General features: G+C 37.0%; 19 protein-coding genes, 1 tRNA gene and 1 pseudogene. 9 read left to right on the plus strand and 12 right to left on the minus strand.

The genetic code is table 11. The features are described from left to right. Window positions 1–61 precede the first annotated feature (61 nt). The 6 genes from I6U49_RS07790 to I6U49_RS07815 all read left to right on the plus strand — a co-directional run bounded on the left by I6U49_RS07790 (window position 62) and on the right by I6U49_RS07815 (window position 5,680). Window positions 62–1,009: an alpha/beta hydrolase family protein gene (locus tag I6U49_RS07790; protein WP_198628242.1), complete on the plus strand. Its 948-nt coding sequence runs from the start codon at window positions 62–64 to the stop codon at window positions 1,007–1,009. Continuing rightward, entirely contained in the window at window positions 1,006–1,173 is a 168-nt protein-coding gene (locus I6U49_RS07795; RefSeq protein ID WP_070053311.1) for an Arc family DNA binding domain-containing protein, read from the plus strand. The genes I6U49_RS07790 and I6U49_RS07795 overlap by 4 nt, the downstream gene beginning before the upstream one ends. Beyond that, entirely contained in the window at window positions 1,173–1,994 is an 822-nt protein-coding gene (locus I6U49_RS07800; RefSeq protein ID WP_198628243.1) for an HAD family hydrolase, read from the plus strand. Before I6U49_RS07795 ends, I6U49_RS07800 begins: the two co-directional genes overlap by 1 nt. Before the next feature lie 63 nt (window positions 1,995–2,057). Further along, window positions 2,058–3,323 (plus strand): DUF819 family protein, encoded by a 1,266-nt coding sequence (locus I6U49_RS07805; RefSeq protein ID WP_193710531.1) that lies wholly within the window; start codon window positions 2,058–2,060, stop codon window positions 3,321–3,323. Window positions 3,324–3,471: 148 nt separating this feature from the next. Continuing rightward, window positions 3,472–4,233: a DUF4369 domain-containing protein gene (locus I6U49_RS07810; RefSeq protein WP_198628244.1), complete on the plus strand. Its 762-nt coding sequence runs from the start codon at window positions 3,472–3,474 to the stop codon at window positions 4,231–4,233. A gap of 172 nt (window positions 4,234–4,405) precedes the next feature. Further along, window positions 4,406–5,680 carry an L-lactate MFS transporter gene (locus I6U49_RS07815; RefSeq protein WP_198628245.1) on the plus strand — a complete coding sequence of 425 codons (1,275 nt, stop codon included), beginning with the start codon at window positions 4,406–4,408 and terminating at the stop codon, window positions 5,678–5,680. A 212-nt stretch (window positions 5,681–5,892) separates the two neighbouring features. On the opposite strand, the gene I6U49_RS07820 is transcribed toward I6U49_RS07815, so the two are convergent. The 6 genes from I6U49_RS07820 to I6U49_RS07845 all read right to left on the minus strand — a co-directional run bounded on the left by I6U49_RS07820 (window position 5,893) and on the right by I6U49_RS07845 (window position 9,361). Continuing rightward, window positions 5,893–5,966 (minus strand) — tRNA-Thr (locus tag I6U49_RS07820). 9 nt (window positions 5,967–5,975) lie between these two features. After that, the gene (locus tag I6U49_RS07825; protein WP_193710528.1) at window positions 5,976–6,239 is read right to left on the minus strand and encodes a hypothetical protein; all 264 of its coding nucleotides are present in this window, start codon (window positions 6,237–6,239) and stop codon (window positions 5,976–5,978) included. A gap of 64 nt (window positions 6,240–6,303) precedes the next feature. Continuing rightward, window positions 6,304–6,762: a peroxiredoxin gene (locus tag I6U49_RS07830; protein ID WP_198628246.1), complete on the minus strand. Its 459-nt coding sequence runs from the start codon at window positions 6,760–6,762 to the stop codon at window positions 6,304–6,306. Then, window positions 6,763–7,173 (minus strand): 6-pyruvoyl trahydropterin synthase family protein, encoded by a 411-nt coding sequence (locus I6U49_RS07835; RefSeq protein WP_193710526.1) that lies wholly within the window; start codon window positions 7,171–7,173, stop codon window positions 6,763–6,765. Next, window positions 7,173–7,688, minus strand: coding sequence for an isopentenyl-diphosphate Delta-isomerase (idi, locus tag I6U49_RS07840; RefSeq protein WP_198628247.1), 516 nt, complete (start codon window positions 7,686–7,688; stop codon window positions 7,173–7,175). The genes I6U49_RS07835 and idi overlap by 1 nt, the downstream gene beginning before the upstream one ends. Window positions 7,689–7,795: 107 nt before the next feature. Further along, window positions 7,796–9,361 (minus strand): OmpA family protein, encoded by a 1,566-nt coding sequence (locus I6U49_RS07845; protein ID WP_198628248.1) that lies wholly within the window; start codon window positions 9,359–9,361, stop codon window positions 7,796–7,798. Between the two features lie 313 nt (window positions 9,362–9,674). Between I6U49_RS07845 and I6U49_RS07850 the strand changes: the two genes are divergently transcribed. Both I6U49_RS07850 and I6U49_RS07855 read left to right on the plus strand, forming a co-directional pair. Beyond that, on the plus strand, window positions 9,675–11,264 hold the full coding sequence (locus I6U49_RS07850; RefSeq protein WP_198628249.1) for a peptide chain release factor 3: 1,590 nt from the start codon (window positions 9,675–9,677) through the stop codon (window positions 11,262–11,264). Between the two features lie 102 nt (window positions 11,265–11,366). Beyond that, window positions 11,367–12,737: an alanine/glycine:cation symporter family protein gene (locus I6U49_RS07855; protein ID WP_193710522.1), complete on the plus strand. Its 1,371-nt coding sequence runs from the start codon at window positions 11,367–11,369 to the stop codon at window positions 12,735–12,737. Window positions 12,738–12,744: 7 nt separating this feature from the next. On the opposite strand, the gene I6U49_RS07860 is transcribed toward I6U49_RS07855, so the two are convergent. Continuing rightward, a complete protein-coding gene (locus I6U49_RS07860; RefSeq protein ID WP_198628250.1) occupies window positions 12,745–14,322 on the minus strand; it encodes a Ppx/GppA phosphatase family protein in 1,578 nt (525 codons plus the stop codon). 76 nt (window positions 14,323–14,398) lie between these two features. On the opposite strand from I6U49_RS07860, the pseudogene I6U49_RS07865 reads away from it, so the two are divergent. Then, window positions 14,399–14,542 (plus strand): annotated as a pseudogene (locus tag I6U49_RS07865) (IS110 family transposase); the annotation flags it as partial. 34 nt (window positions 14,543–14,576) lie between these two features. On the opposite strand, the gene I6U49_RS07870 reads toward I6U49_RS07865, so the two are convergent. The 5 genes from I6U49_RS07870 to rpoB all read right to left on the minus strand — a co-directional run bounded on the left by I6U49_RS07870 (window position 14,577) and on the right by rpoB (window position 25,516). Beyond that, the gene (locus tag I6U49_RS07870) at window positions 14,577–15,482 is read right to left on the minus strand and encodes a retron St85 family RNA-directed DNA polymerase (RefSeq protein ID WP_198628251.1); all 906 of its coding nucleotides are present in this window, start codon (window positions 15,480–15,482) and stop codon (window positions 14,577–14,579) included. Between the two features lie 131 nt (window positions 15,483–15,613). Further along, window positions 15,614–16,510, minus strand: coding sequence for a retron St85 family effector protein (locus tag I6U49_RS07875; RefSeq protein WP_198628252.1), 897 nt, complete (start codon window positions 16,508–16,510; stop codon window positions 15,614–15,616). Between the two features lie 346 nt (window positions 16,511–16,856). Next, window positions 16,857–17,174, minus strand: a complete 318-nt coding sequence (locus tag I6U49_RS07880; protein WP_198628253.1) for a DUF3467 domain-containing protein — start codon at window positions 17,172–17,174, stop codon at window positions 16,857–16,859. 154 nt (window positions 17,175–17,328) lie between these two features. Beyond that, entirely contained in the window at window positions 17,329–21,630 is a 4,302-nt protein-coding gene (rpoC, locus tag I6U49_RS07885) for a DNA-directed RNA polymerase subunit beta' (RefSeq protein WP_198628254.1), read from the minus strand. Between the two features lie 73 nt (window positions 21,631–21,703). Next, window positions 21,704–25,516 (minus strand): DNA-directed RNA polymerase subunit beta, encoded by a 3,813-nt coding sequence (rpoB, locus tag I6U49_RS07890; RefSeq protein WP_193710516.1) that lies wholly within the window; start codon window positions 25,514–25,516, stop codon window positions 21,704–21,706. Between the last annotated feature and the right edge of the window lie 28 nt (window positions 25,517–25,544).

A 25,544-nucleotide genomic window follows, 5' to 3' on the forward strand; every position in this document is an offset into this window, starting at 1 on the left:
CTTGAATACAAAATTTTTTTATTTCGAGTCCAGCCTCGGAGCATTCGATTATCCAAAAAAAATGAAAAACTTAAAACTCAGCATTTTCTTAATTTTTCTCGCAAACTCTGTAGCTTTTGGCCAGGAGGCAAACTTTTATGAAGAAGCGATTTCTATAGACAAGTTTACTGATGGAACTCTCACGCTGCCTTCTGATGTTGAAAATCCTTCATTGCTGATTTTTATTCAAGGCTCGGGCTTAACAAATCGTGACGGTAACCAAAGCGGGATGCAAAGTGATTTTGCTAAAAAAATAGCACATCAATTAGCTGGATACGAAATAGCAAGTTTTAGATTCGATAAACGAAGCCTTAAAGCTCAGGAATTAAGCTTAGAATCAATTATCTTTGCCGACTTTATAACCGATGTAGAAAATATTCTGAGGTATTTCAAAAAAGAAAACAAGTTCAGGAATTATATTATTGCCGGGCATAGCCAGGGTTCTTTAATTGGAATGATAGCTGCAAAAGACCATGCTGATGCATTTATTTCTTTAGCCGGGGCCGGCGAAAGTATAGACCGTATTTTGGTAGAACAACTTACTAAACAATTGCCCCAATTTAAAGCTGAACTGCAAAGGAGTTTTGATGAAATAAAGAAAATGGGCAGCACTAAAGAATACCCGAAAATATTCAGTAATATGTTTAATCCTTCTGCACAAAAGTTTCTAGCCTCCTGGATAAATTATGATCCCAGCGCCGAAATTGCTAAACTTAAGATTCCTGTCTTAATTATAAACGGAACAAGAGATCTTCAGGTAAACGAAAAACAGGCTGAAATGCTACATAAGGCAGCTAAAAATTCTGAATTTGTTTTACTTGAGAATATGAACCACGTTTTTCGTGAAATAGTTTCTAATGATTTGACTAAAAACTACCAGACCTATAATAATCCTGAATTACCCCTACATCCCGAATTGATTCCGGTTTTAAACGATTTTATTAAAAATCTGGAAAGAAAAGAGAAATGAGTAATAAAAAAGCATTCGCACTTAGAGTTGATGAAAAGATGCTAAAAGCCATTGAAAAATGGGCTGCTGATGAATTTAGGAGCACCAATGGGCAAATTGAGTGGATGCTAAATAAAGCACTAAAAGAAGCAAATAGACATCCAAAAAATAAAAAAGAAGAATAATGCAATATAAAATAGTTTTTTCTGACATTGACGGAACTTTACTAAACCACGATAGAGTTTTATCTCCTACCACCATTTCAACCATAAAAAGCTTAAAAAACGAACTGCCGTTTGTACTTATTTCAGCCCGAATGCCGGCGGCTATGAGACACCTTCAGGAAGATCTGGATATAAACGAGCAACCCATAATTTGCTATAACGGCGGCTTGATATTAGTAAATGGTGAAGCGGTAACATCTACTGAGATTCCAATTAACACATTAGATAAGCTTTGTGATTTCAACAAAAACATCAATTGCCATTTAAGCCTGTATCATAAAGATGAATGGTATGTTCCCGAATACGACCAATGGGCTGCACGCGAAGAAAACAACACTAAGGTAAAACCTGTGATAAAAGCCAATACCGATGTTCTTGCTTCATGGAAAAATGAAAACAAAGGAGCACACAAAATTATGGCCATGGGTGATGAAGCCCACATAGATAAAATTAAAGACTTTTTATCCCAAAACTTCCCCAATCAGTTACATTTATACCGTTCTAAATCTACCTATCTTGAGATTGCGAACAAAGAAGTATCAAAACTTACGGCGATTCAGTTTTTACTAAAAAACCATTTTAACTTGAGCATTGAAGAAAGTGTTGCTTTTGGTGATAATTACAATGATGTAGAAATGATAAATGGTGTGGGTATGGGAGTAGCAGTTGGAAATGCCCGAAAAGAAGTTCTGGAAGTTGCTAATATTGTAACCCATAACGGCAAAGAAGACGGGGTTGCTAAAAGCTTACAAGAACTGTTTAAATCCTATCTACAGGATTAACGATAATCCCTAAAAAGAGTTTAAGAAAAATTGTATTTTGCCACCGTTTAAAACCTTTTATTAATGGAAGATACTCCTATTTTCACCAATGATGCTATAGTATTTGGACTTTTAATGCTCGCCCTGGGTTTTGTGTTTATCACTTCATCCAAAAAAGAGGGTTTTTGGAAAAAATTCTATGCTATTGTTCCCGCACTTTTAATGTGCTATTTAATTCCTGCAATCTTTAATTCGTTAGGATTAATAGACGACAGCACCTCCCAGCTTTATTTTGTGGCCAGCCGTTATCTTTTACCTGCTTCCCTGGTTTTAATGACCCTTAGTATAGATTTAAAAGCAATTTTTAATCTTGGCCCAAAAGCTCTTATCATGTTTTTTGCAGGTACCGTGGGAATTATTGTTGGTGGTCCACTTGCTATTTTAATCGTCTCAGCTATTTCTCCTGAAACTGTTGGCGGTGTTGGCCCCGATGCTATTTGGCGTGGCCTATCTACCATTGCGGGAAGTTGGATTGGCGGGGGAGCCAACCAGGCTGCGATGCTGGAAATTTACGAATACAACCCTGAACTCTACGGTGGTATGGTACTGGTAGATATAGTAGTTGCCAATTTACTTATGGCAGGTTTACTAATGGGGATTGGAAAAAGTGAAAAAATTGATACCTGGCTAAAAGCTGATAATTCAGCAATAACCGAACTTAAAAACAAAGTCTCCACTTACGCTGAAAGTGTAACCCGCAATCCCAGCTTAGCAGATTACATGGTGATGTTAGCCCTTGCTTTTGTTGCTGTTGGAATTGCCCATTGGGGTGCCGATGAAATATCGGTATACTTATCCTCTAATTTTGAAATTTTTCAGGATAGCAAAAGCGCACTCTCTTCCTTTTCTTCTACATTTTTCTGGATGATCACCATCGCTACAGCTATTGGAATTGGTCTTTCCTTTACAAAACTAAAAACTTATGAAGGTGCCGGGGCCAGTAAAATAGGAAGTATTTTTATTTATATACTTGTAGCTACCATTGGTATGAAGATGGACCTCGGAATGGTTTTCGATAATCCTGGGCTAATAGGTATTGGCTTAATATGGATGTCTATTCACGTTATTTTTCTATTTACAACGGCAAAACTTATTAAAGCTCCGTACTTTTTCCTTGCAGTTGGAAGCCAGGCAAATGTTGGAGGCGCAGCCTCTGCACCCGTGGTTGCAGCAGCATTTCACCCCTCACTTGCCACAGTAGGTGTATTGCTGGCTGTTTTTGGATATGTAGTAGGAACTTACGGTGCAATTCTAACTACTATTTTAATGCAAATCGCCGCCGGGAGTTAGTTTTAAATAGAAATTTATAAGATATTTGCCGCCCAAAGCTGAGCTGAATTAATTACCTGGCGACAAACATTTAAGCATAAACCTCTATTATTGAGTAAATATCAGCTTACAACAAGCACTGGATAGAAGAAAGAAAATTATAAAAAAGATGAAAAAAATAAGCATTCTTTTAATAGCTGTTATAGCCCTTATTTCCTGTAACAATAAAAAAAGTAATCTTACTGTAAATGCCAATATTGAAGGCCTTAAAAAAGGAACCGTTTATCTTCAGAAAATAGAAGATACACTAATGCTGGATGTGGACTCTGTAGAAGTTAGCGGTAATTCCAATATTACACTTGAAACTTTTATTGAAAGCCCACAGGTAATGTACCTTTATCTTAAAAAAATAGATAACTCGCAGTACGACGATCGCATAGATTTCTTTGCAGAAGAAGGCCAGGTAACCATTAACACCACACTAGAGAATTTTGTAACCGATGCAAAAATAAGCGGCGCAAAAAATCAGGAAAAGTTGGAAGAGTATCGTAAAATGATGAGTCGCTTTAACGATAAGAACCTGGAGTTAATAAAAGAGAATTTTGAAGCACAGCAATCAGAAAATGAGGAAAAGTTGATTGAGTTAAACAAGCAGTATGAAAGCCTTCTTAAAAGAAAATATCTCTACACCGTTAATTTCGCCATTAATAATAATAACCTTGAAGTAGCTCCATATTTAGCATTGTCTGAAGTTTTTGATGCCAATATCAAATACCTTGATACTATTTATAATTCTCTACAGCCAAAGGTTAAAAAATCTATGTACGGAAAAGAATTAAAAAATTTCTTAGAAGAGCGAAAAACTGAACAAAAAGAGATTGAAAATATAAAGTCGGAAGAAACCAGCAAAGATGAAGAGACAGTGAGCTAATTCAGTCTACATCTAATCATTTTAAAAGTCCGTAGTTAATTAACTACGGACTTTTTTTTTATTATTAATTTTCAACAACAAACGCATTTTATACAGATTTTCACAATAAAAACTTATACTTGTTATCGTATTACATACGAAACAATCATTTTATTAAAAACATCATCTATAAATGGACACTACTAAGAAAAATCGTTGGTTAATTGCAGCTTCAGCAGTTTCTATTCACATTTCTATTGGCGCCGCCTATGCCTACAGCGTCTATACACAACCACTTGTAGATATTAAAGGATGGACAATGGCTTCGGTTACCACTGCTTTTACAATTATGATGGTTTTGGGCGGAGGTTCAGCAGCATTATTCGGAAAATTTGTAGAAAGAAGTGGGCCAAGAAAATCGGCTATGCTTGCCGCTGTTCTATTTAGCTTAGGCCAGGCAGGTTCCGGTTTAGCTATCTCTATGAGTTCCTTAACAGGTTTTCTGTTATCATATGGTTTATTAAGTGGCCTGGGACTGGGTATTGGTTATATAGCACCGGTTTCTACCCTGGTAAAATGGTTTCCAGACAAACGTGGTTTGGCAACAGGAATGGCAGTGCTTGGTTTTGGTACCGGTGCCTTAGCAACCGCCCCAATAGCAGCAAATCTAATAGAGTCTATAGGGATTAGTTACACTTTCTATGTATTGGGAGCTTCCTATTTTGCACTAATGATGCTTGGCGCATCCTATATTGCTCCCCCACCCAGAAACTGGATGCCTGCCCGAATGAAGGAGCTTATAAAAGATGGAACTAAAAAGATTAAAAAAGATTTAACCCAGGCCACCTCAGGAGAGGCGGTTAAGACTAAACACTTTTGGATGTTATGGACTATGATGCTTATCAACACCAGCGCGGGGATTATGATGATCTCGGTAGCTTCTCCCATGGCACAAAATATTGCAGGCCTCTCAACCGCCTCGGCTGCCACTATGGTTGGCCTCATGGGAATTTTTAATGGCGGTGGTAGATTAGGCTGGGCGGCAGCTTCAGATTATATTTCCCGGCCAAAAGTTTTTATTGTCTTCTTTATAATTCAGCTAATTGCTTTTACCACCCTCCCGGTTATTACTTCGGCGTTTATATTCCAAATTTTTATCTTTTTGGTGGTAAGTTGTTACGGCGGTGGTTTTTCTAATCTGCCTGCCTTTATAGGCGATCTCTTTGGAACCAAAGAACTGGGTGCCATTCACGGTTATTTATTGACCACCTGGTCTTTAGGCGGACTTATTGGTCCTACCCTGGTATCGCAAATTTACACAAGAACAGGAAGCTATATTCCGGTGTTTTATGTTTTCACCGGGCTAATAATTATAGCGCTGGGCATCAGTATTTTATTAAATAGAAGTATTAAAAAAGCAAAAGGACAACAGGAAAAATTACAATATGAGACTTCTGTCTCAGAATAGTATGATTTAGGTTATGCAAAGACCTGCCATATTTTTGATTCGGGATTAAAGATATAAATGATTTGGAGGCTAAAACAATCTGGACTGAACAAGTGAGCAAATTCAGTTTAATCCAAACAGGCGTTCAATTTAAGAACGAAGAACTCCACCTCTCGCGCCCAGAAAAAACTGCATAAAAAAACCTCCCTAAAAAAGGGAGGTTTTTTATTAAGAGCCGATGGAGGGACTCGAACCCACGACCTGCTGATTACAAATCAGCTGCTCTAGCCAGCTGAGCTACATCGGCCGGTTAATTCTATAACGCATTAATCTTTGCAATAAGGGCTTCAGCTTTCACTTCCAGCTCCTTTTCTATTGCCTTAAAATGCTGTTTTTTATTCTCAACATCTTTTTGATTGATCTTAACGATCAATTCGTCAAAATTAGAGATAGCTTCATCTACAATCGCTTCCGTCTTAGATGCGTCGTCAGGGTTAGCCATTTGATGTATGTATGCAGCATCAATAATGTCTCCCATTACATAATTCACATCTCTTTTCAATAATCTTTTACTTGCCATATCACTTAAATTTCGGCTGCGAATTTAGTATATTTTTCGATACAAATAACCAGATAATCAAATATTATTTTCCCTGAATTTTCTTTAGAGAGTTAAGTGCTTCGGGAATGTGCTGTGAAGCCCCCATGCTATTAAACCTATGAATTAACTTTTTATCTTTATCAAATACAAAAGTTTCACGCCCCGGGAGCAAACCAAGTAAACCCGGTTTTACACCAAAAGCCTTTCTTGCTCTTTTTTCCTTATCTGAAAGCAAAACAAAAGGAAGCTTATATTTTGAAGCAAATTTTTTATGGGAGTTTTCATTATCGGTACTTATACCTACAACCTCAGCCCCCAAATCCTGAAATTCCTGATAATGGTCTCTAAAACTACATGCTTCTTTAGTACAGCCCGGAGTAAAATCTTTGGGATAAAAAAATACAACCAGTGCCGTATTTTCCAATCTCGAAAAATGATAGTTCTCTCCTTCCTGATCTTTTAAAGTTAATCGGGGTAATTTATCGCCAAGTTTTAGTGCCATTTATTCTCCTTTATAGGTTACATAATTTCTGGGGGTTTCGTAAAGCGTTATTTCCAGATCTAGCTCAGGCTTCAATCGTTTTCTGATCTTGTTCCAAATTATCACGGCTATATTTTCAGCTGTAGGGTTTAGTTCATCAAACGGCTTAACTTCTTTATTTAAGTTCTTATGGTCAAAAGGCACTTCCACCTCTTCGTAAATAAGATCTTTAAGTCGTTTTAAATCCATTACAAAACCCGTTTCCTTATCTATTTCACCGGTAACCTTTACAATTAAATCGTAATTATGCCCGTGATAATGAGGGTTGCTGCATTTCCCAAAAACTTTCAGGTTTTTCTCATCGCTCCAATCTTTTCGATAAAGCCTATGTGCCGCATTAAAGTGAGCTTTTCTATGTACACTTAACCTCATTATTTAATACTTGAATAATATTTGTCGAAAATAATCTTAAACCATTCGGTATAAAGTTCCGGATTTGTCTTCATATCAGATTTTATTTCATCGAGACTCATCCATTTCCAGCTAGCTACTTCATCTGGATTGGGTTTAGGATCATCTTCATAGTTTCCAATCAGGATATAATCGAATTCATGTTCTGTAAGCCCATTATCAAAAGGAGCTTTATAAATAAAGTTCATAACCTCCTTCAACTCGGTACTAAAGCCCATTTCTTCCTGAAGTCTTCTTTTTCCGGCAGCTACATTACTTTCTCCCTCGCGTTGGTGACTACAGCAGGTATTGGTCCATAAACCCGGAGAATGATATTTATCCAGGGCGCGCTGTTGAATCATCAACTCACCTTTTTTGTTAAAAATGAAAACCGAAAATGCCAGGTGCAACAAGGCTTTTTCGTGTGCTTCAATCTTTTCCATCAAGCCAATTTGCTCGCCTTTCTCGTTAACTAATACTACGTTATCTGTTCCCATGTTTTTCTTTGAATGCCAAATGTACGAAATGAAGTTTGGCTTTTACAAGTCCACATTTCCTAAAATTATGTTGCAATTTTAATTCTAAATAGCATTATAAAAAACTACTAAAATCCTTTTCGGGAATATACATCACAATTTATACTTAGAATGAATTCTGACCTTCTATTTTTTCTGTGCTCCGCTTCATTACATTCGGTATTATTCCCACAGTGATTAAGCAATGCCGTTTCGCCATAGCCTCTTCCCGAAATACGTGAACCCGAGATGCCTTTTTCAATTAAATATTGAATAGTAGCCTTCACCCTTTTTTCCGAAAGTTGGAGGTTATAAACATCATTCGCCCGGCTATCGGTATGGGATCTTATATCTAACAAAAGTGCCGGATGATCCTTCATGAAATCAGCAATACTATCCAGGGCCGGTTTATCAGCAAGCCTAATTTCAGCTTTATCCAAATCAAAATGAATGGGGTTTAGCTTTAATGCTGTAATAAGATCGTCACCAACCTTAGTATCCAATATTGGCACACCTTTACTATTTTTAAATTCCAAGGCGTTTTCCCTTCTTTTCACCTCAGCTGCATAAAAACTCCAATTAAAAAAGGCTCGTATAGCAGCAATATTTTCGGGATTTTCACCATATATACTATGCCCGGCCTGATACATTACCAATCCATTTTTAGGGTTCCCATATGCGTGTCCGTAGGCAGTAATTACCGCTGTATCTTCAGAAATCTCAGGAATATCAGGAGCATCGGCATCTATTACAATTTTCTTTGTTTCTTTACGCCATCTGTTTATTTTTTTGGGCAAAAAGATTCTTTCTGAACCATTAAGATGCGCTTTATCGGGGCTACCCATATATTGCGCCACCGGGTCTGATGGGAATAAGTTTTGAAAGGGTGGAGTTCCATGGCTATGCTTCCTATATGGAATCAACCCGGCACTTTGAGCTCCGGGAAAACCGGCGCTTAAAAAGTTCAGTTGAATAAATGCTGTACTGTCATTATCTTCTGTTTTTATATTACCCGTAAGATTTTCCAGGATACTTACAGCGTGGCACCCAGCCCAAATTGCGCCTTTATATTTTCTGTTCCAAACATAAAGATTCTTATGAGAATGAAATCGCGGATCAGCGTGGGGCATCACAAAAATATCATCACAAACACCCAGGTCTTTCGGTGTTTTCCAATTTCGGCTATCATTTCCACCATAAGCTTGTTCAGGAATATTGGCAGCCTTAAAGAAAGGTACAGCAATATAACCGTTTTCCCTATCTAAAGTCCATTGTGGGGCCATAGATAAACTGGTAAAAACCGGAGCCTGAATGTCCTCTTCCAAATATATGCCAACCCCCCCTTTCTCTTCCCAGGCAGTAATTAATTTCTTTACATCTTTTGTTATATAAGAGACCGGAATAATAAATGTACCTCCTTTAAAGCTTTTATCCCTATAGTTAAAGTCTACACCGTCTTTTAACTTGCCTGGATTAATAACCCATTTTACTTCAAGTTTTTGATTTTTCAACAAAGTATAGAGTAACCCATAGGCTTGCAAAGAGTTATCGGCAGTTTGTGGGGTAACTCCCATATTAATAACATAGCTCCCCTTTGCTATTTGCTGCATGGTAGATTGCCCATAAAAATTCAAACTAACTAAAAAAATGGTCAAAAAAACCATTATTATTTTCAAAAAATACCCCATAATGTAAAATTAATGAATGTTTTCAAAGCCGGAAGCTTTTAATGTTTTTTTGATGCCCATCCGGAAATATTTTATAAAACCGACTTTTAAATTATCCCTACTTTTCCTTAAAATAATAGTACTTTTGCGGCGCTTAAGTATTTGGAGGCAAATTACCCCGAGACAGGTCTCGGAGCATTAAATTTCAATGATCGAGTAAACTCCGGTAATTAACAATTATCACAGCGGCTTCTTCATTTTTACCTTGTAGTAGAAGGAGAATCCATTAATATTTTTACAGATGAAGAGTTTTCAAAAAGAATTAAATCGAAGAAGAACCTTTGGAATTATTTCCCACCCCGATGCCGGTAAAACCACGCTTACCGAGAAATTGCTCCTTTTTGGAGGTGCTATACAGGAGGCAGGGGCGGTAAAATCTAATAAGATAAAAAAAGGTGCTACCAGCGACTTTATGGAGATTGAACGCCAGAGAGGTATCTCGGTTGCGACTTCGGTTTTAGCTTTTGAATATAGAGATATAAAAATAAATATCCTGGATACCCCGGGACACAAAGATTTTGCTGAAGACACCTTTAGAACTTTAACAGCTGTAGATAGCGTGATTGTGGTTATTGATGTTGCCAAAGGTGTGGAGGAACAAACTGAAAAATTAGTGGAAGTTTGTAGAATGCGAAGCATCCCCATGATTGTTTTTATCAATAAATTGGATAGAGAAGGGAAAGATGCTTTTGAATTACTTGATGAAATTGAACAAAAATTAAATCTTACCGTTACACCTTTAAGTTACCCTATTGGAATGGGGTACGACTTTAAAGGAATCTATAATATTTGGGAGAAAAATGTAAACCTTTTTACCGGAGATCCTAAAAAAGATATTGAAGATACTATTGAAATTTCTGATTTAAATTCTGGCGAATTGGATGACCTAATTGGAAATAGCGCGGCAAACAATTTAAGGGATGAACTTGAACTTGCCCAGGGTGTATATCCAGAATTTAATAAAGATGCATACCTGGAAGGCCGCCTGCAACCCGTATTTTTTGGTTCGGCATTAAACAATTTTGGAGTTAGGGAATTACTGGATTGCTTTATTAATATTGCCCCTATCCCAAGATCTAAAGAAAGTGAAGAGCGCCTGGTAAAACCCGATGAAGATAAATTTACCGGTTTTGTATTTAAAATTCACGCCAACATGGATCCCAAACACCGCGATAGATTAGCGTTTATAAAAATTGTTTCGGGTAAATTTGAGCGAAATAAAGCCTACTTGCACGTACGCCAAAATAAAAATTTAAAATTCTCCAGTCCAAATGCCTTTTTTGCAGAAAAGAAAGAAATTGTTGATGTTTCTTATCCCGGCGATATTGTTGGCCTACACGACACGGGAAACTTTAAAATTGGAGATACACTTACCGAAGGAGAAAAGCTTAATTATAGAGGAATCCCCAGTTTCTCACCAGAACATTTTAGGTATATAAACAATGCCGATCCTATGAAATCTAAACAGCTGGCTAAAGGGATTGACCAGTTGATGGATGAAGGGGTTGCGCAGCTTTTTACGCTTGAGTTAAACGGAAGAAAAATTATAGGAACCGTAGGAGCCCTTCAGTTTGAAGTTATTCAATATAGATTAGAACACGAATATGGCGCCAAATGTACCTACGAAAACCTAAACGTTTATAAAGCAACATGGATAGAAGCCGAAGATGAAAAAAGCGAAGAATTTAAAGATTTTAAAAGGCTAAAATCAAAATTTCTGGCAAAAGATAAGAAGGGACAATTAGTGTTTTTGGCAGATTCTCAATTTTCGCTGCAAATGACTCGCGATAAATATCCGTCTATTAAATTTCATTTCACCTCTGAATTCTAAACAACTGATTTACAAAAACTAACACAAAACTCTCAAGAAACATTTTAAAGGGCTGTGTTAGATAGGACTTAATTTCATATATTCTGGCCGTAATCAAGATTTATGGATGCATTAGACGAACTCATTTCCCAATTCGCAGCGGCAGTTTGGGGACTTCCCCTGGTAATTTTGCTAATTGGCGGCGGATTTTACTTGCTTATTTTATCTAATTTCCTTCCGTTTAGATATTTAGGGCATTCATTAGATCTACTTAGAGGAAAATATAACAACCCTAATGATCCTGGGGAAATAAATCATTTTCAATCACTTTCTACCGCTCTTTCCTCTACCGTAGGAATGGGAAATATTGCCGGTGTGGCTGTAGCAATAGCTCTTGGAGGACCCGGTGCAATTTTTTGGCTTTGGGTAAGCGCAGTAGTTGGGATGGCTACCAAATTTTTCACCAATACCCTGGCGGTTATGTACCGAGGCAAAGACACCCAGGGAAATATACAGGGTGGGGTTATGTATTTTATTGAAGAAGGCCTCGGTAAAAAGTGGAAGTTTTTGGCCATCTTTTTTAGTGTAGCAGGACTTATTGGGGCACTTCCGGTCTTTAATGTAAACCAACTTACCGAAGCTATAAATTACATTCTTTTAGAACCCAATAATATTCCTACGGGTTTTAAAACAAACCTTATAATAGGTTTTATCCTGGTTATTCTTACTTCGGTAGTTATTCTTGGCGGGTTGCAACGAATAAGTAAAACCGTTTCCAAATTGGTTCCGTCTATGGTGGCACTTTATTTTATTTCGGTAATTATTATTTTGATTGTGAATTATGATGTAGTCCCCTATTATTTTTCATCCATATTTACAGATGCTTTTGCTGCCGAAAATTATAGAGGAGAACCTATGTTAGGCGGTATGCTGGGTGGTTTGATTATTTTAGGAATAAGAAGAGGTGCTTTTTCTAATGAAGCCGGAATAGGAACCGCAACAATGGCACACGGAGCAAGTAAAACTTCTGAACCTGTTAGAGAAGGATTGGTAGCTATGTTGGGACCTGCCATAGATACTCTAGTAGTATGCACCTTAACCGCGCTTTGCATTTTGGTAACAGGTATATGGCAAACCTCAGATGAGAATGGAGTGAGCCTAACAGCAGCGGCTTTTGAAGATTCTATTCCTTATGTTGGAGATTATCTTTTATTGCTTTGTATCTCGGCATTTAGTATTTCGTCTCTATTTTCTTTTTCTTACTACGGAACAAAATGTCTCTCCTATTTGGCCGGTGCCGAAAACAAACATTATTACAACTATTTCTACATTGCCAGTATTCTTGTTGGGGCCACTACTTCTTTGAGTATGATGATTAACCTCATTGATAGCTTTTTTGCCTTTATGGCCATTCCAACCATGATTTCCACCTTAATTCTTGCACCGCGTGTGATGAAGGCAGCCAGGATTTATTTTAAAAAATATAAAGACTAATTTATTTTCAATCTTCCAACACCTGAAAAATCTTAAGTTTCTTACCGGTAAGTTTCTCCAGCAAGCTGCCCTTTCTTAAAGCACCCCATATTTCAAGTTCGGGGTCGCTATGGGTAGTAATTAAAAGCTCTATAGTTTCTTTTTTATTATTTATTTCAAGCTTGTGTACGTTTTGATAATGGCTACGATCTAAACCATCGGCAAGCCTTAAAATTGCCGAAAGCTTTTTAACCCTTTTTCGTAGCTTTTTACTTAATTGTTTATATGGCTTATGCCGCTTATGTGGCGTAGACTTTCTATGATACCTGCTCACATTGGCCATAATATTAATCTCATCTTCTTTAAAACCCAGTAAGTCTGAATATTTAATGAGATATAAAGCGTGTTTATGGTGCTTTCTATAGGAAATATAATAACCAATATCATGCATTAAACTGGCATATTCCAGTAATTCCCTATCAGATTCCTTTAACTCCAATTCTTCCTTAAAAACATCAAACAGTTGTAATGAGAAATTAGCAACATGCCGGGAATGTGCTTCAATCCAGTTGGTTTTTCTAAGTAATTCGTAAACACTTCTACGTCTTGGGTCTTTAAAATTGGCGACAAGATCCAGGTTAAGTTGGTCTTTTTTGGTTTCAATAAAATTTAAGATCATTCCTTCCCGAAGTGCAGCTTCAGAAATTTTAATATTTTCAACCCCTAATTTTTCAATAAGAAATTGCACCAAAATCATCCCGGCATTAATAATATCTATCCTCTTTTCTTCAAGGCCATTTTCTTTTTTACGTTGTTTTCTATCAAGTTTTATAAAATCTGAATACAACTCCTGAAAGTTTTTTGCCGTAAATTCAAGTTCGTTTAGACTCCTATCGGCAGTTAAAGATGACCTGCCAGCAACCATTTGACCAATATTTTCCATAGTTCCTGAAGAGCCTATAATGGTTTTCACTTTATGCTTTTTGGCCAACTTCAATATTTCAGGTAGCTCTTTTTTATAATGACCCTGAAGCTTTTTAATATCATCTTCTTTAATAGGATCTGATTCTACAAACTCGGCAGTCATCCTGGCAACCCCCAATTTTAAACTATTGTAATAATTAAATTCGTTATGGTTCCCAATAATAAATTCTACACTTCCACCGCCTATATCTATCATAAGCACCGGCTCTTTAGTTAAAGCAATACTGTGTTTTACAGCGAGGCCAATCATTTCAGCTTCCATTTTTCCAGAAATGGCACGTACCCTAATTCCAATTTGCTCTCCTACTTCTTTAATAAAATCACCTCCATTTTCGGCCTCCCGAATGGCACTGGTAGCATAGGCAAGAATATTTTCTACTTTATAGCTATCACATAAGAATTTAATTCGTTTAAGAGCCTCCAATCCCCTGTTTATAGCTTCGTCACTCAATCTATCTTCCAGACCTTTTTCGGCCAGGCTAACCATCTCTTTAAGCTTATTAACCGTTCGAAAACTTCCATCGGGATAGATATCTACCAAAACTGCGTGAAAAGAGTTGGTGCCAAGGTCTATGGCGGCTATTCGTTTAGTGGGCTGGGAAGTGGAAGCTTTTTTCTCCATTTTTAAGGAATATATAAGCTTAAATTTATAAAATATATTAAACTTTTAAACAGTTGGATTTTAAGTGGAGGTTACAGAGGTCTACGAGCGAATAATAGCCAAGGGAAAGAGCAAGAAACTGGCATTGATTGCAGTCTGTAATAAACTTCTTAAACAAGCTTTTGCGATCGCGAAATCAGGCCTGCCTTATGATGAAAATTTTGTATCAAAAATGGGATAGTTTACTTGGAAGTTAGCTCAGTTCTTTGTTGGCTTTAGTGCGTTTTAGAGGCCATTTTCTGAATAAATGCCTTTTTCTTATATAATCTTTTAATGTAGAAATCTAGGTTTTGAGAATAATCCTCTTCTATACTTCTAATAAAAGAAATCTTACCTGCTAACTTATTCAGGTTTATCTCTTTTTCCTTAATGATGTAATGATGAAGCTCTGCCCGGACTTGTTTTTTTAGTTTTGGATCTGCTTTTGGTTTACCTGTATTGATATTCACTCCTGTTACAGACATATTACCTTTACCGGATAAATATCTAGTTTTTTTGGAATTAAGATTAAATCCATTCTTATAAAGTAGATCATTAATAAACCTATAGGCATATTGGAGGGATTGTTTATTATCTGATGAAAAAGTTAGGTCATCTGCATATCTGGAATAATGAATTAATTCAGAATTGCAATACTTCATAATCTCATCATCGATTGGTTTAAAAACAAGATTTGATAAAGCTGGAGAGGTTGGAGCACCTTGAGGAAGATATCTTTGGTAAGTACAGATTTTTGCAATTTTTAGTGCAAAATCTCGGTCATTGTAGTTAGCATTCAAGGTCTCAAAGACTTGTCTTTGGGAAATACTATAAAAAAAATCTTTTATATCAACAGTTAGTATATGTTTCTTTTTCAAATGATATAGAGCATTTCTTTTAATCCCTCTATTTTTCACAAAACCATTAGCTCTTTTGTTAACCTCTAGTTTATTAAGAAACTCCTTTAGTATCCATCTTTGAATAGTCTTTAGATTTTTCCCTGGACAATCTATTGTTCTTTTTCCACCTCCCTTTTTAGGCAAATAATGGGATTTATAATGCTTGTCAGCAAATGTGATATAATTTTCAATCACATTTCGACTTAAACCGATCTCAAGTATTAATTTATCAAGTCTATTCATTTACTTAAAAAGGGTAAGGAAAGCTTTTACTTAAATCAATTAAGGGTTGAAAACTCTGACGTTTTTGACACTTAATTCATTGTATAAATGTAAGTTAAAACCAGTGGGACGAATCATCGCACTATTAACGGCTACTCTAATTCTAAAAGCTCTATTTCCTTACCCATATTCTTTTTATCTTTTTTAATTCTATTTCGAAGAATATTTAGTCTAATATCTGAAAACTCATTGACAATTTGAAGTTTTGGTAATAATTCTTCATAAACATATTTGTGTCCTTCATCGGATAGTGTATAAATTTCTACGAAGTTGGGATCAAAATCTTTTTCAACTCTATTTTTCTGAACTAGTATTTGAATAGAAGCATCTATAAATTTTAGTTTTATTTTCTCGTCTTTTATTTGTTCCGTAAGTCGGTTGAGATGATTGATTATCTCTTTTTTTGTTAAGGGTTGAAAAACAGAAATTAAATAAAATATATATCGGGATAAATTAAAAATGTTTTCTAATTCATAAGCGAATCTTTTATCAATTTTTTTAGTGTTGATTTCTCCCAAAAGCTTTGGAAAAATATCTTTTTCTTTACCTTTTTTATAATAAAATAAATGATTTGAGTTTTGTTTTTTAATTAAATCAATAGGTCCTAGATTTATAAAACTTTTGGCGTTCTTATAGCGAATGTCATTTATTGCTAAAATCTTTGGAAGCAATTTTTTATTTACTGTAAAAGCACCTATTTCCGCTAAAGTACCTTGTCCTTCTAACGGGATTATAATTAAGTCAACATACTTAGCAAGTTCATCTTCTAATTCTAATAAGTTGCTATCTTTTTTATTTAGAAGAGTCGCAAAAATGAATTCTGGGTAGACTACATTGAATTTTGCATATTTTTTAAATTCTATATTTAGTAAATGTCTAAACGAATCTGTATTGCCAGTATCAGCACCACACAGAAATATGTTTAATGTCTTATCGACATCTTTTTTATACAACTGATTGTATATCTTTTTTATAATCTGCTCTTTCATTTCTTACGCATTAAAGCCAACTCGTTATATCCTTCACAATATACCGATATAACCAAAAAATAAATGGAGATTAACCGGGGTTTTACTTTTCTTTTTTCATGAATACTTTTAAAAATCACTAACGTGATGTTTATCTTAAAGTCAATAAAAAAGAGGTTGTCTGAAAAAGTTTTAAAATCGTCATTTTGAATTTATTTCAGAGCCTGCCCCGATTCTTTATCGGGGATCTAACTGTTGCTTATTAAAAACATGTTAGAAGCTGAAACAAGCCCGCCTGACCGGACGGGCAGATTCAGCTTGACGAGAATAGACTTTTTAGACAGCCTCTTTGAGTAAATTGATTTTTTTAAGCCTGGCCGGTAGGACCAAAATTTAAAGGCATTGGTGCCTTTTCATAATCTCTAATTTCACCGTGAGCTTTTTCAAAACGATGTACATTATCGCCTAGAGCTTTTAATAAGCGCTTTGCATGCTGTGGCGTTAAAATAATTCTCGATTTCACCTTACTTTTAGGCTTCCCGGGCATAATGTTTACAAAATCTACCACAAACTCTGAAACTGAATGATTAATGATTGCTAAATTAGAATAAGTTCCTTCTGCTACTGTTTCATCCAGTTCTATATTTATTTGACCTTTTTTAGGTTTCTTACTTTCTTCACTCATAGTATTAATTTGAATTTTATTTAAAAGGTTCCGGCGAAAACACCGGAGCACTTGCTTTATCGCATATATAAAAATACAAAAAATCCCGACTTTAGATCGGGATTCCTCATCTTATAAAAAGAAAAGAGCCGCGATTGCGGCTCTTTTACTGGTATTAGTTATAGTTAACTTCTTGCTTGTGTTCCATCATTTCGTCAAATTCTTCTTTAGAACCAACGATAATGCTATCGTACTTACGCATACCTGTACCTGCAGGGATTCTATGTCCTACAATTACATTTTCTTTTAATCCTTCAAGTTTATCGATCTTACCGCTTACAGCTGCTTCGTTCAATACTTTGGTAGTTTCCTGGAAGGAAGCCGCCGAGATAAACGATTTTGTTTGTAGCGATGCTCGAGTAATACCCTGAAGAACCGGTGTAGCGGTTGCAGCAGTTACATCTCTTGCAGTGGCCAGGTTTTTATCTTCTCGTCTTAACAAAGAGTTCTCATCTCTAAGCTCTCTTGGTGAAACGATTTGACCCGGTTTTAAGTTTTCTGAATCCCCAGCGTCTTCTACCACTTTCATTCCGAATACTTTATCGTTCTCTTCAATGAAATCTGATTTATGAACAAGCTGGTTTTCAAGGAAAATAGTATCTCCCGGATCCTGAATTCTAACCTTACGCATCATCTGCCTAACAACAACCTCAAAGTGCTTATCGTTAATTTTCACACCCTGTAGTCGGTAAACTTCCTGAACTTCGTTTACAAGATACTGCTGTACAGCATTTGGCCCTTTGATATTAAGAATATCTTCTGGAGTAACAGAACCATCAGAAAGTGGCATACCTGCACGAACATAATCGTTTTCCTGAACAAGGATCTGGTTAGATAACTTCACTAAGTATTTCTTAACCTCTCCAAGTTTAGATTCAACGATAATTTCACGGTTACCTCTCTTAATTTTTCCGAAGGAAACAACACCATCAATCTCACTTACTACAGCAGGGTTAGATGGGTTACGAGCTTCAAACAACTCGGTTACCCTTGGAAGACCACCGGTAATATCACCTGCTTTAGATGATTTACGAGGAATCTTAACCAAAATCTTACCAACGCCAATTTTCTCTTCGTTGTCTACCATAAGGTGAGCCCCTACAGGAAGGTTATAAGAGCGAATTACTTCGTCTTTTTTACCTAAAATATGTAAAGTTGGAATAAGCTTTTTGTTACGGGATTCAGAAATTACTTTCTCCTGGAATCCTGTTTGCTCATCAATTTCAACCTGGTAGGTAACACCCTGCTCAACGTTTTCATATTTAATTTTACCGGCGAATTCTGAAATAATAACACCGTTATATGGATCCCATTGGCAAATCACATCACCTTTAGATACTTTAGCACCGTTATCAATAAAGATTTGAGAACCGTATGGAATGTTATTGTTGCTCAATACCACTCCGGTTTTTTCATCCTTAATTTTAAGTTCGGCAGTTCTTGAAATCACAATCTCAGCCTGGCTTCCGTCGGGAGCTTCTCCTTTTACAACTTTAAGGTCTTCAATTTCGGCAATACCGGCAAATTTAGCCTCAAGTTTGTTATCTTCTGAAATGTTACCGGCAATACCTCCCACGTGGAAAGTACGTAGCGTTAACTGTGTACCGGGCTCCCCAATAGATTGCGCAGCAACCACACCTACAGCTTCTCCTCTTTGTACCAATTTATTGGTAGAAAGGTTTCGTCCGTAACAATTTACACAAATTCCTTTTTTAGCCTCACAGGTTAATGGAGATCTTACCTCTACACTCTCAATTGGTGCATCTTCAATCTTACTAACAATTTCAGAAGTAATTTCTTCACCTGAAGCGACTAAAAGTTCGTTATTTGAAGGGTTTATAACATCGTGAAGAGAAATACGTCCTAAAATACGTTCTCCAAGCGATTCTACAATTTCTTCATTTTTCTTAAGTGGCTTAACTTCTACTCCTCTTAAAGTTCCACAGTCTTCCTCATTTACGATAACATCTTGTGAAACATCTACCAACCTACGGGTTAGATAACCTGCATCGGCAGTTTTAAGTGCGGTATCGGCAAGACCTTTACGTGCACCGTGAGTAGAGATAAAGTATTCAAGAATTGAAAGACCTTCTTTAAAGTTAGAAAGAATTGGGTTTTCAATAATTTCACCACCACCAGAGTTAGATTTCTTAGGCTTGGCCATAAGACCACGCATACCGGTAAGCTGACGAATCTGTTCTTTAGATCCACGAGCACCAGAGTCAAGCATCATAAACACAGAGTTGAAACCTTGCTTATCTTCACGAATACGTTTCATAGCCAACTCGGTTAGACCGGCATTGGTAGATGTCCAAATATCAATTACCTGGTTATAACGCTCGTTATTGGTGATAAGCCCCATATTATAGTTTCCTACAATACCTTCAACCTGTTCATTGGCTTCATCAATCATGGTTTGTTTCTCAGCAGGGATAATAATATCACCTAAACTAAAGGAAAGTCCACCACGGAAAGCGTATCCATATCCCATTTCCTTAATTGCATCAAGGAATTCTCCGGTTTCAGGAACACTTGTTTTAGCCAATACTTCACCAATTATATCCCTAAGGTTTTTCTTGGTAAGTACAGTATTTACAAAGCCTACCTTTTCTGGCACCGCCTGGTTAAACAGTACTCTACCAACGGTAGTTTCTATAATTTGGTAAGTTAATTCTCCTACTTCGTTAAAATCTTTCGCACGAATTTTAATTTCGGCATTAAGATCTACTCTTTTCTGATTGTAAGCAATTACTACTTCTTCATCAGAATAAAAAGTAAGACCTTCACCCTTCACCTTAACCTCGTCTGTAGATTTTCTAGACTTGGTCATATAATAAAGACCAAGAATCATATCCTGAGATGGTACTGTAATTGGCGAACCATTTGCCGGGTTAAGAATATTATTAGAAGCAAGCATTAATAACTGGGCTTCTAAAATAGCCTCAGGCCCTAACGGTAAATGCACCGCCATCTGGTCACCATCAAAATCGGCATTAAATGCAGTACAGGCTAATGGGTGTAATTGTATCGCTTTACCTTCAATAAGTTTTGGCTGGAAAGCCTGAATACCTAAACGGTGTAGCGTAGGAGCACGGTTAAGTAATACTGGGTGTCCTTTAAGAACGTTCTCAAGAATATCCCAAACTACCGGCTCTTTTTTATCTATTATTTTCTTGGCAGATTTTACTGTTTTTACAATTCCTCTTTCAATTAGTTTTCTAATTACAAAAGGTTTGTAAAGTTCAGCCGCCATATTTTTTGGAAGACCACATTCGTGCATTTTCAACTCAGGTCCAACAACAATTACCGAACGTGCAGAGTAATCTACACGCTTACCAAGTAAGTTTTGACGGAAACGTCCCTGCTTACCTTTAAGCGAATCTGAAAGCGATTTTAACGGACGGTTAGAGTCTGTTTTTACCGCTGAAGATTTTCTGGTATTGTCGAACAATGAATCTACAGATTCCTGAAGCATACGTTTTTCGTTACGTAAAATCACTTCAGGAGCTTTGATCTCCATTAATCTTTTTAGACGGTTGTTACGAATAATCACCCTTCTATAAAGATCATTTAAATCTGAAGTCGCGAAACGTCCACCATCAAGAGGTACAAGAGGTCGTAATTCTGGTGGAATTACAGGAACCACTTTCATAATCATCCATTCCGGAAGGTTCTCGCGATTGTTATTGGCATCACGGAAAGCTTCAACAACCTGAAGACGCTTAAGCGCTTCGGTTTTACGTTGCTTTGAAGTTTCGTTATTAGCCTTGTGTCTTAACTCGTAAGAAAGTTCGTTAAGATCTATTCTTCTTAATATTTCAATAAGACATTCGGCTCCCATTTTAGCGATAAACTTATTGGGGTCGTTATCTTCTAAATACATATTTTCCTGCGGAAGGCTATCCAAAACATTTAGATACTCTTCTTCAGTAAGGAAATCCATTTTCTTTAATGCTTCTCCTTCTTCATTCTTAGCGATACCTGGTTGAATTACTACGTAACGTTCGTAGTAAATAATCATATCTAATTTCTTAGACGGAAGACCAAGCAAGTATCCAATTTTATTTGGTAAAGAACGGAAATACCAGATATGTGCTACAGGAACTACCAAATTAATGTGCCCAACACGGTCTCTACGTACTTGTTTTTCGGTTACCTCTACCCCACAACGGTCACAAACAATTCCTTTGTAACGTATTCTTTTATATTTACCGCAGGCACATTCGTAATCCTTTACAGGACCAAAAATACGCTCACAAAACAAACCATCACGTTCAGGTTTGTGCGTACGATAATTGATAGTTTCCGGTTTAAGAACTTCACCACGAGATTCTGCGAGGATAGATTCCGGGGAAGCCAAACCGATAGAGATTTTATCAAATCTCTTTACTGTATTCTTATCATTATTTCTAGCCATAATAACTGCTGCTATAATTATTGTGAAAAATCTGTTTGACGGGGCGCCTAAACGCCCCTTTATAAACAGTATTTTATTCTTCTAATTTAATATCCAAACCAAGACCTTTTAATTCGTGCATAAGTACGTTAAAAGATTCCGGTAGGCCGGGTTCTGGCATAGGCTCTCCCTTCACGATAGACTCGTAAGTTTTGGCCCTTCCTATCACGTCATCTGACTTCACTGTTAAGATTTCACGCAGGGTGCTGGATGCTCCATAAGCCTCAAGTGCCCAAACCTCCATCTCACCAAAACGCTGTCCACCAAATTGTGCTTTACCACCAAGTGGTTGCTGTGTAATAAGCGAGTATGGTCCAATAGATCTGGCGTGCATCTTGTCTTCAATCATATGTCCTAATTTCAACATATAGATTACCCCTACCGTTGCAGGTTGGTCAAAACGATCTCCTGTTCCACCATCATAAAGATAAGTATGCCCGTATCTTGGGATTCCGGCTTCGTCTGTAAGCTCATTAATCTGGTCTATGGTAGCCCCATCAAAAATTGGGGTAGCATATTTCTTACCAAGCTTTTGACCTGCCCATCCAAGTACAGTTTCGTAGATCTGACCAATGTTCATACGTGAAGGTACCCCAAGTGGGTTCAACACGATATCAACCGGTGTACCATCATCAAGGAATGGCATATCTTCCTGGCGAACTATTCTGGCAACAATACCTTTGTTACCGTGACGTCCCGCCATTTTATCACCTACTTTTAGTTTACGCTTTTTAGCAATGTAAACTTTAGCTAGTTTAAGAATACCAGAAGGAAGTTCATCTCCTACAGAAATAGTAAACTTCTCTCTTCTAAGGTTACCCTGAAGGTCGTTTTCCTTAATCTTATAATTATGGATAAGATCTGCTACCAATGAATTTAAGTGATCGTCTGTGGTCCAGGTACCATGTGTTAAATGCGTATAATCATCTACCGAGTTAAGCATTTTCAAGGTATATTTCTTACCTTTTGGCATTACCTCTTCCCCAAGATCGTTTTGAACTCCCTGAGCAGTTTTTCCACCTATAATAGCAAATAACTTATCTACAAGTTCAGCTTTTAAATTGGCAAATTTAGCATCGTACTTCTTCTCAAGCGCTGCAACATCTTCCTTATCCTGAGCTCTCTTACGCTTATCTTTAATTGCGCGGGCAAAGAGTTTTTTCTCTATTACCACCCCGTTTAAAGATGGAGAAGCTTTAAGCGATGCGTCTTTAACATCACCTGCTTTATCTCCAAAAATCGCACGAAGTAATTTTTCCTCCGGTGTTGGGTCACTTTCTCCTTTTGGAGTAATCTTACCAATAAGAATATCACCGGGTTTAACCTCTGCACCAATTCTAATCATCCCGTGTTCATCAAGATCTTTTGTAGCCTCTTCTGAAACGTTAGGAATATCGTTAGTTAATTCTTCGTTCCCTAATTTGGTATCACGAACTTCAAGTGAATATTCATCTACGTGGATAGAAGTAAAGATATCTTCTCTTACCACTTTTTCTGAAATCACAATCGCATCCTCAAAGTTGTAACCCTTCCAGGGCATAAAGGCAACCTTCATATTTCTACCCAATGCAAGTTCCCCTGCTTCGGTAGCATAACCCTGACATAAAACCTGGCCTTTGGTTACTCTATCTCCAACCCTAACAATTGGTTTAAGGTTAATAGAAGAACCCTGGTTAGTTTTACGGAATTTTATAAGATCGTAACTCTTTGAATCACTATCAAAGCTCACCATTCTATCTTCTTCCGTTCTATCATACTTAATGATAATCTTTCTTGCATCTACATATTCTACTTCCCCTTCTCCTTCAGCATTAATCAATACTCGAGAATCTGTAGCTACCTGGCGCTCTAGTCCTGTTCCCACAATTGGAGAATCGGCTTGAAGCAATGGAAGTGCCTGGCGCATCATGTTAGATCCCATCAAGGCACGGTTTGCATCATCGTGTTCAAGGAAAGGAATTAAGGATGCAGAAATTGACGAAATTTGGTTTGGTGCCACATCGGTATAATGTATTTCCTTGGGATCTACCACAGGGAAATCTCCTTCCATTCGTGCAATTACCCTGTCTGTATTTATTGTACCGTCTTCCTTAAGCGGAATGTTAGCCTGTGCAATTTTCTTGTCTTCTTCCTCTTCAGCACTTAAATAAATGGCTTCTTCTGAAAGATTTAATTTTCCATTTTCAACCTTACGGTATGGTGTTTCAATAAAGCCCATTCCGTTCACTTTAGCGTAAACTGAAAGTGAGGAAATAAGTCCAATGTTTGGACCTTCAGGAGTTTCAATTGGGCAAAGCCTTCCGTAGTGAGTATAGTGAACATCACGTACCTCAAATCCTGCTCTTTCTCTTGATAAACCACCTGGCCCAAGTGCTGAAAGTCTACGCTTATGCGTGATCTCTGCAAGCGGGTTCGTTTGGTCCATGAACTGAGACAACTGGTTGGTACCAAAGAAAGAGTTGATTACAGAAGATAGTGTCTTCGCATTAATCAAATCTATCGGGGTAAATACTTCGTTGTCACGAACGTTCATTCTTTCACGAATGGTACGTGCCATACGAGCAAGACCAACTCCAAACTGTTGAGATAATTGCTCACCTACAGTTCTAACACGACGGTTAGATAAGTGGTCAATATCATCAATCTCTGCTTTAGAATTAATAAGCTCGATTAAGTATTTAATTATGGTAATGATGTCTTCTTTGGTAAGCACTTGCTTATCCATGGCAACATCAAGACCTAATTTTTTATTCATTCTATATCGACCTACTTCTCCAAGGCTGTAACGCTGATCTGAGAAGAATAATTTATCGATAATACCACGTGCAGTTTCCTCATCTGGCGGTTCTGCATTACGCAGTTGACGATAAATATGTTCTACCGCTTCCTTTTCAGAGTTGGTAGGGTCTTTTTGCAATGTATTATGAATAATAGCATAATCACCGGTTTGGTTATCTTCTTTATGAAGAAGAATAGTTTTACTTCCGGTTTCAAGAATTTCTTCTATATGCTCTTTTTCAAGTTCTGTATCACGATCTAAAACGATCTCATTACGTTCTATTGAAACTACCTCTCCCGTATCTTCATCAACAAAATCTTCATACCAGGTGTTCAATACACGGGCCGCTAGCTTACGACCTAATACTTTTTTAAGTCCTGTTTTTGAAACTTTAACCTCCTCAGCAAGATCGAAGATTTCTAAAATATCTTTATCGCGCTCAAAACCAATAGCACGGAAAAGTGTAGTAACAGGTAATTTTTTCTTTCTATCGATATAAGCATACATTACGCTGTTAATATCGGTAGCAAATTCTATCCAGGAACCTTTAAAAGGAATTACACGGGCAGAATAAAGTTTTGTTCCATTTGCGTGGAAGGATTGTCCAAAGAAAACTCCGGGGGAACGGTGCAGCTGAGAAACTACAACACGTTCTGCTCCATTGATACAAAAGGTACCACTAGGGGTCATGTAAGGAATAGTTCCCAAATATACGTCCTGTACGATGGTTTCAAAATCTTCGTGTTCAGGGTCGGTACAGTATAGTTTTAATCTAGCCTTAAGCGGCACACTATATGTTAAACCACGCTCAATACACTCCTGTATGGAATATCTTGGCGGGTCCACAAAATAATCTAAAAATTCTAGTACAAATTGATTACGGGTATCCGTAATTGGGAAGTTTTCCAGGAAGGTATTATAGAGACCTTCATTTCCCCGCTCTTCTGATTTGGTTTCTAATTGAAAGAAGTCCTGAAAAGACTTTATCTGGATATCCAGAAAGTCCGGGTAATCAGGTCTGTTCTTTACAGAAGAGAAACTTACTCTTTCAGTTTGCTTTGCTAACATCAATGGACGGATTATAATTTATAAAAAA

The organism is Salegentibacter maritimus (genome assembly GCF_016236915.1).
Lineage (GTDB): Bacteria > Bacteroidota > Bacteroidia > Flavobacteriales > Flavobacteriaceae > Salegentibacter > Salegentibacter maritimus.

Excerpts from the sequence above, each read along its gene's own strand:
- I6U49_RS07875 (WP_198628252.1), bottom strand. The coding sequence starts at position 16,510 with ATGAAAGAGCAGATTATAAAAAAGATATACAATCAGTTGTATAAAAAA.
- I6U49_RS07815 (WP_198628245.1), top strand. The coding sequence starts at position 4,406 with ATGGACACTACTAAGAAAAATCGTTGGTTAATTGCAGCTTCAGCAGTT.
- I6U49_RS07870 (WP_198628251.1), bottom strand. The coding sequence starts at position 15,482 with ATGAATAGACTTGATAAATTAATACTTGAGATCGGTTTAAGTCGAAAT.
- I6U49_RS07850 (WP_198628249.1), top strand. The coding sequence starts at position 9,675 with ATGAAGAGTTTTCAAAAAGAATTAAATCGAAGAAGAACCTTTGGAATT.
- I6U49_RS07830 (WP_198628246.1), bottom strand. The coding sequence starts at position 6,762 with ATGGCACTAAAACTTGGCGATAAATTACCCCGATTAACTTTAAAAGAT.
- I6U49_RS07800 (WP_198628243.1), top strand. The coding sequence starts at position 1,173 with ATGCAATATAAAATAGTTTTTTCTGACATTGACGGAACTTTACTAAAC.
- idi (WP_198628247.1), bottom strand. The coding sequence starts at position 7,688 with ATGGGAACAGATAACGTAGTATTAGTTAACGAGAAAGGCGAGCAAATT.
- I6U49_RS07825 (WP_193710528.1), bottom strand. The coding sequence starts at position 6,239 with ATGGCAAGTAAAAGATTATTGAAAAGAGATGTGAATTATGTAATGGGA.
- I6U49_RS07810 (WP_198628244.1), top strand. The coding sequence starts at position 3,472 with ATGAAAAAAATAAGCATTCTTTTAATAGCTGTTATAGCCCTTATTTCC.
- I6U49_RS07855 (WP_193710522.1), top strand. The coding sequence starts at position 11,367 with ATGGATGCATTAGACGAACTCATTTCCCAATTCGCAGCGGCAGTTTGG.
- I6U49_RS07880 (WP_198628253.1), bottom strand. The coding sequence starts at position 17,174 with ATGAGTGAAGAAAGTAAGAAACCTAAAAAAGGTCAAATAAATATAGAA.
- rpoB (WP_193710516.1), bottom strand. The coding sequence starts at position 25,516 with ATGTTAGCAAAGCAAACTGAAAGAGTAAGTTTCTCTTCTGTAAAGAAC.
- I6U49_RS07805 (WP_193710531.1), top strand. The coding sequence starts at position 2,058 with ATGGAAGATACTCCTATTTTCACCAATGATGCTATAGTATTTGGACTT.
- I6U49_RS07835 (WP_193710526.1), bottom strand. The coding sequence starts at position 7,173 with ATGAGGTTAAGTGTACATAGAAAAGCTCACTTTAATGCGGCACATAGG.
- I6U49_RS07790 (WP_198628242.1), top strand. The coding sequence starts at position 62 with ATGAAAAACTTAAAACTCAGCATTTTCTTAATTTTTCTCGCAAACTCT.
- I6U49_RS07795 (WP_070053311.1), top strand. The coding sequence starts at position 1,006 with ATGAGTAATAAAAAAGCATTCGCACTTAGAGTTGATGAAAAGATGCTA.
- I6U49_RS07860 (WP_198628250.1), bottom strand. The coding sequence starts at position 14,322 with ATGGAGAAAAAAGCTTCCACTTCCCAGCCCACTAAACGAATAGCCGCC.
- rpoC (WP_198628254.1), bottom strand. The coding sequence starts at position 21,630 with ATGGCTAGAAATAATGATAAGAATACAGTAAAGAGATTTGATAAAATC.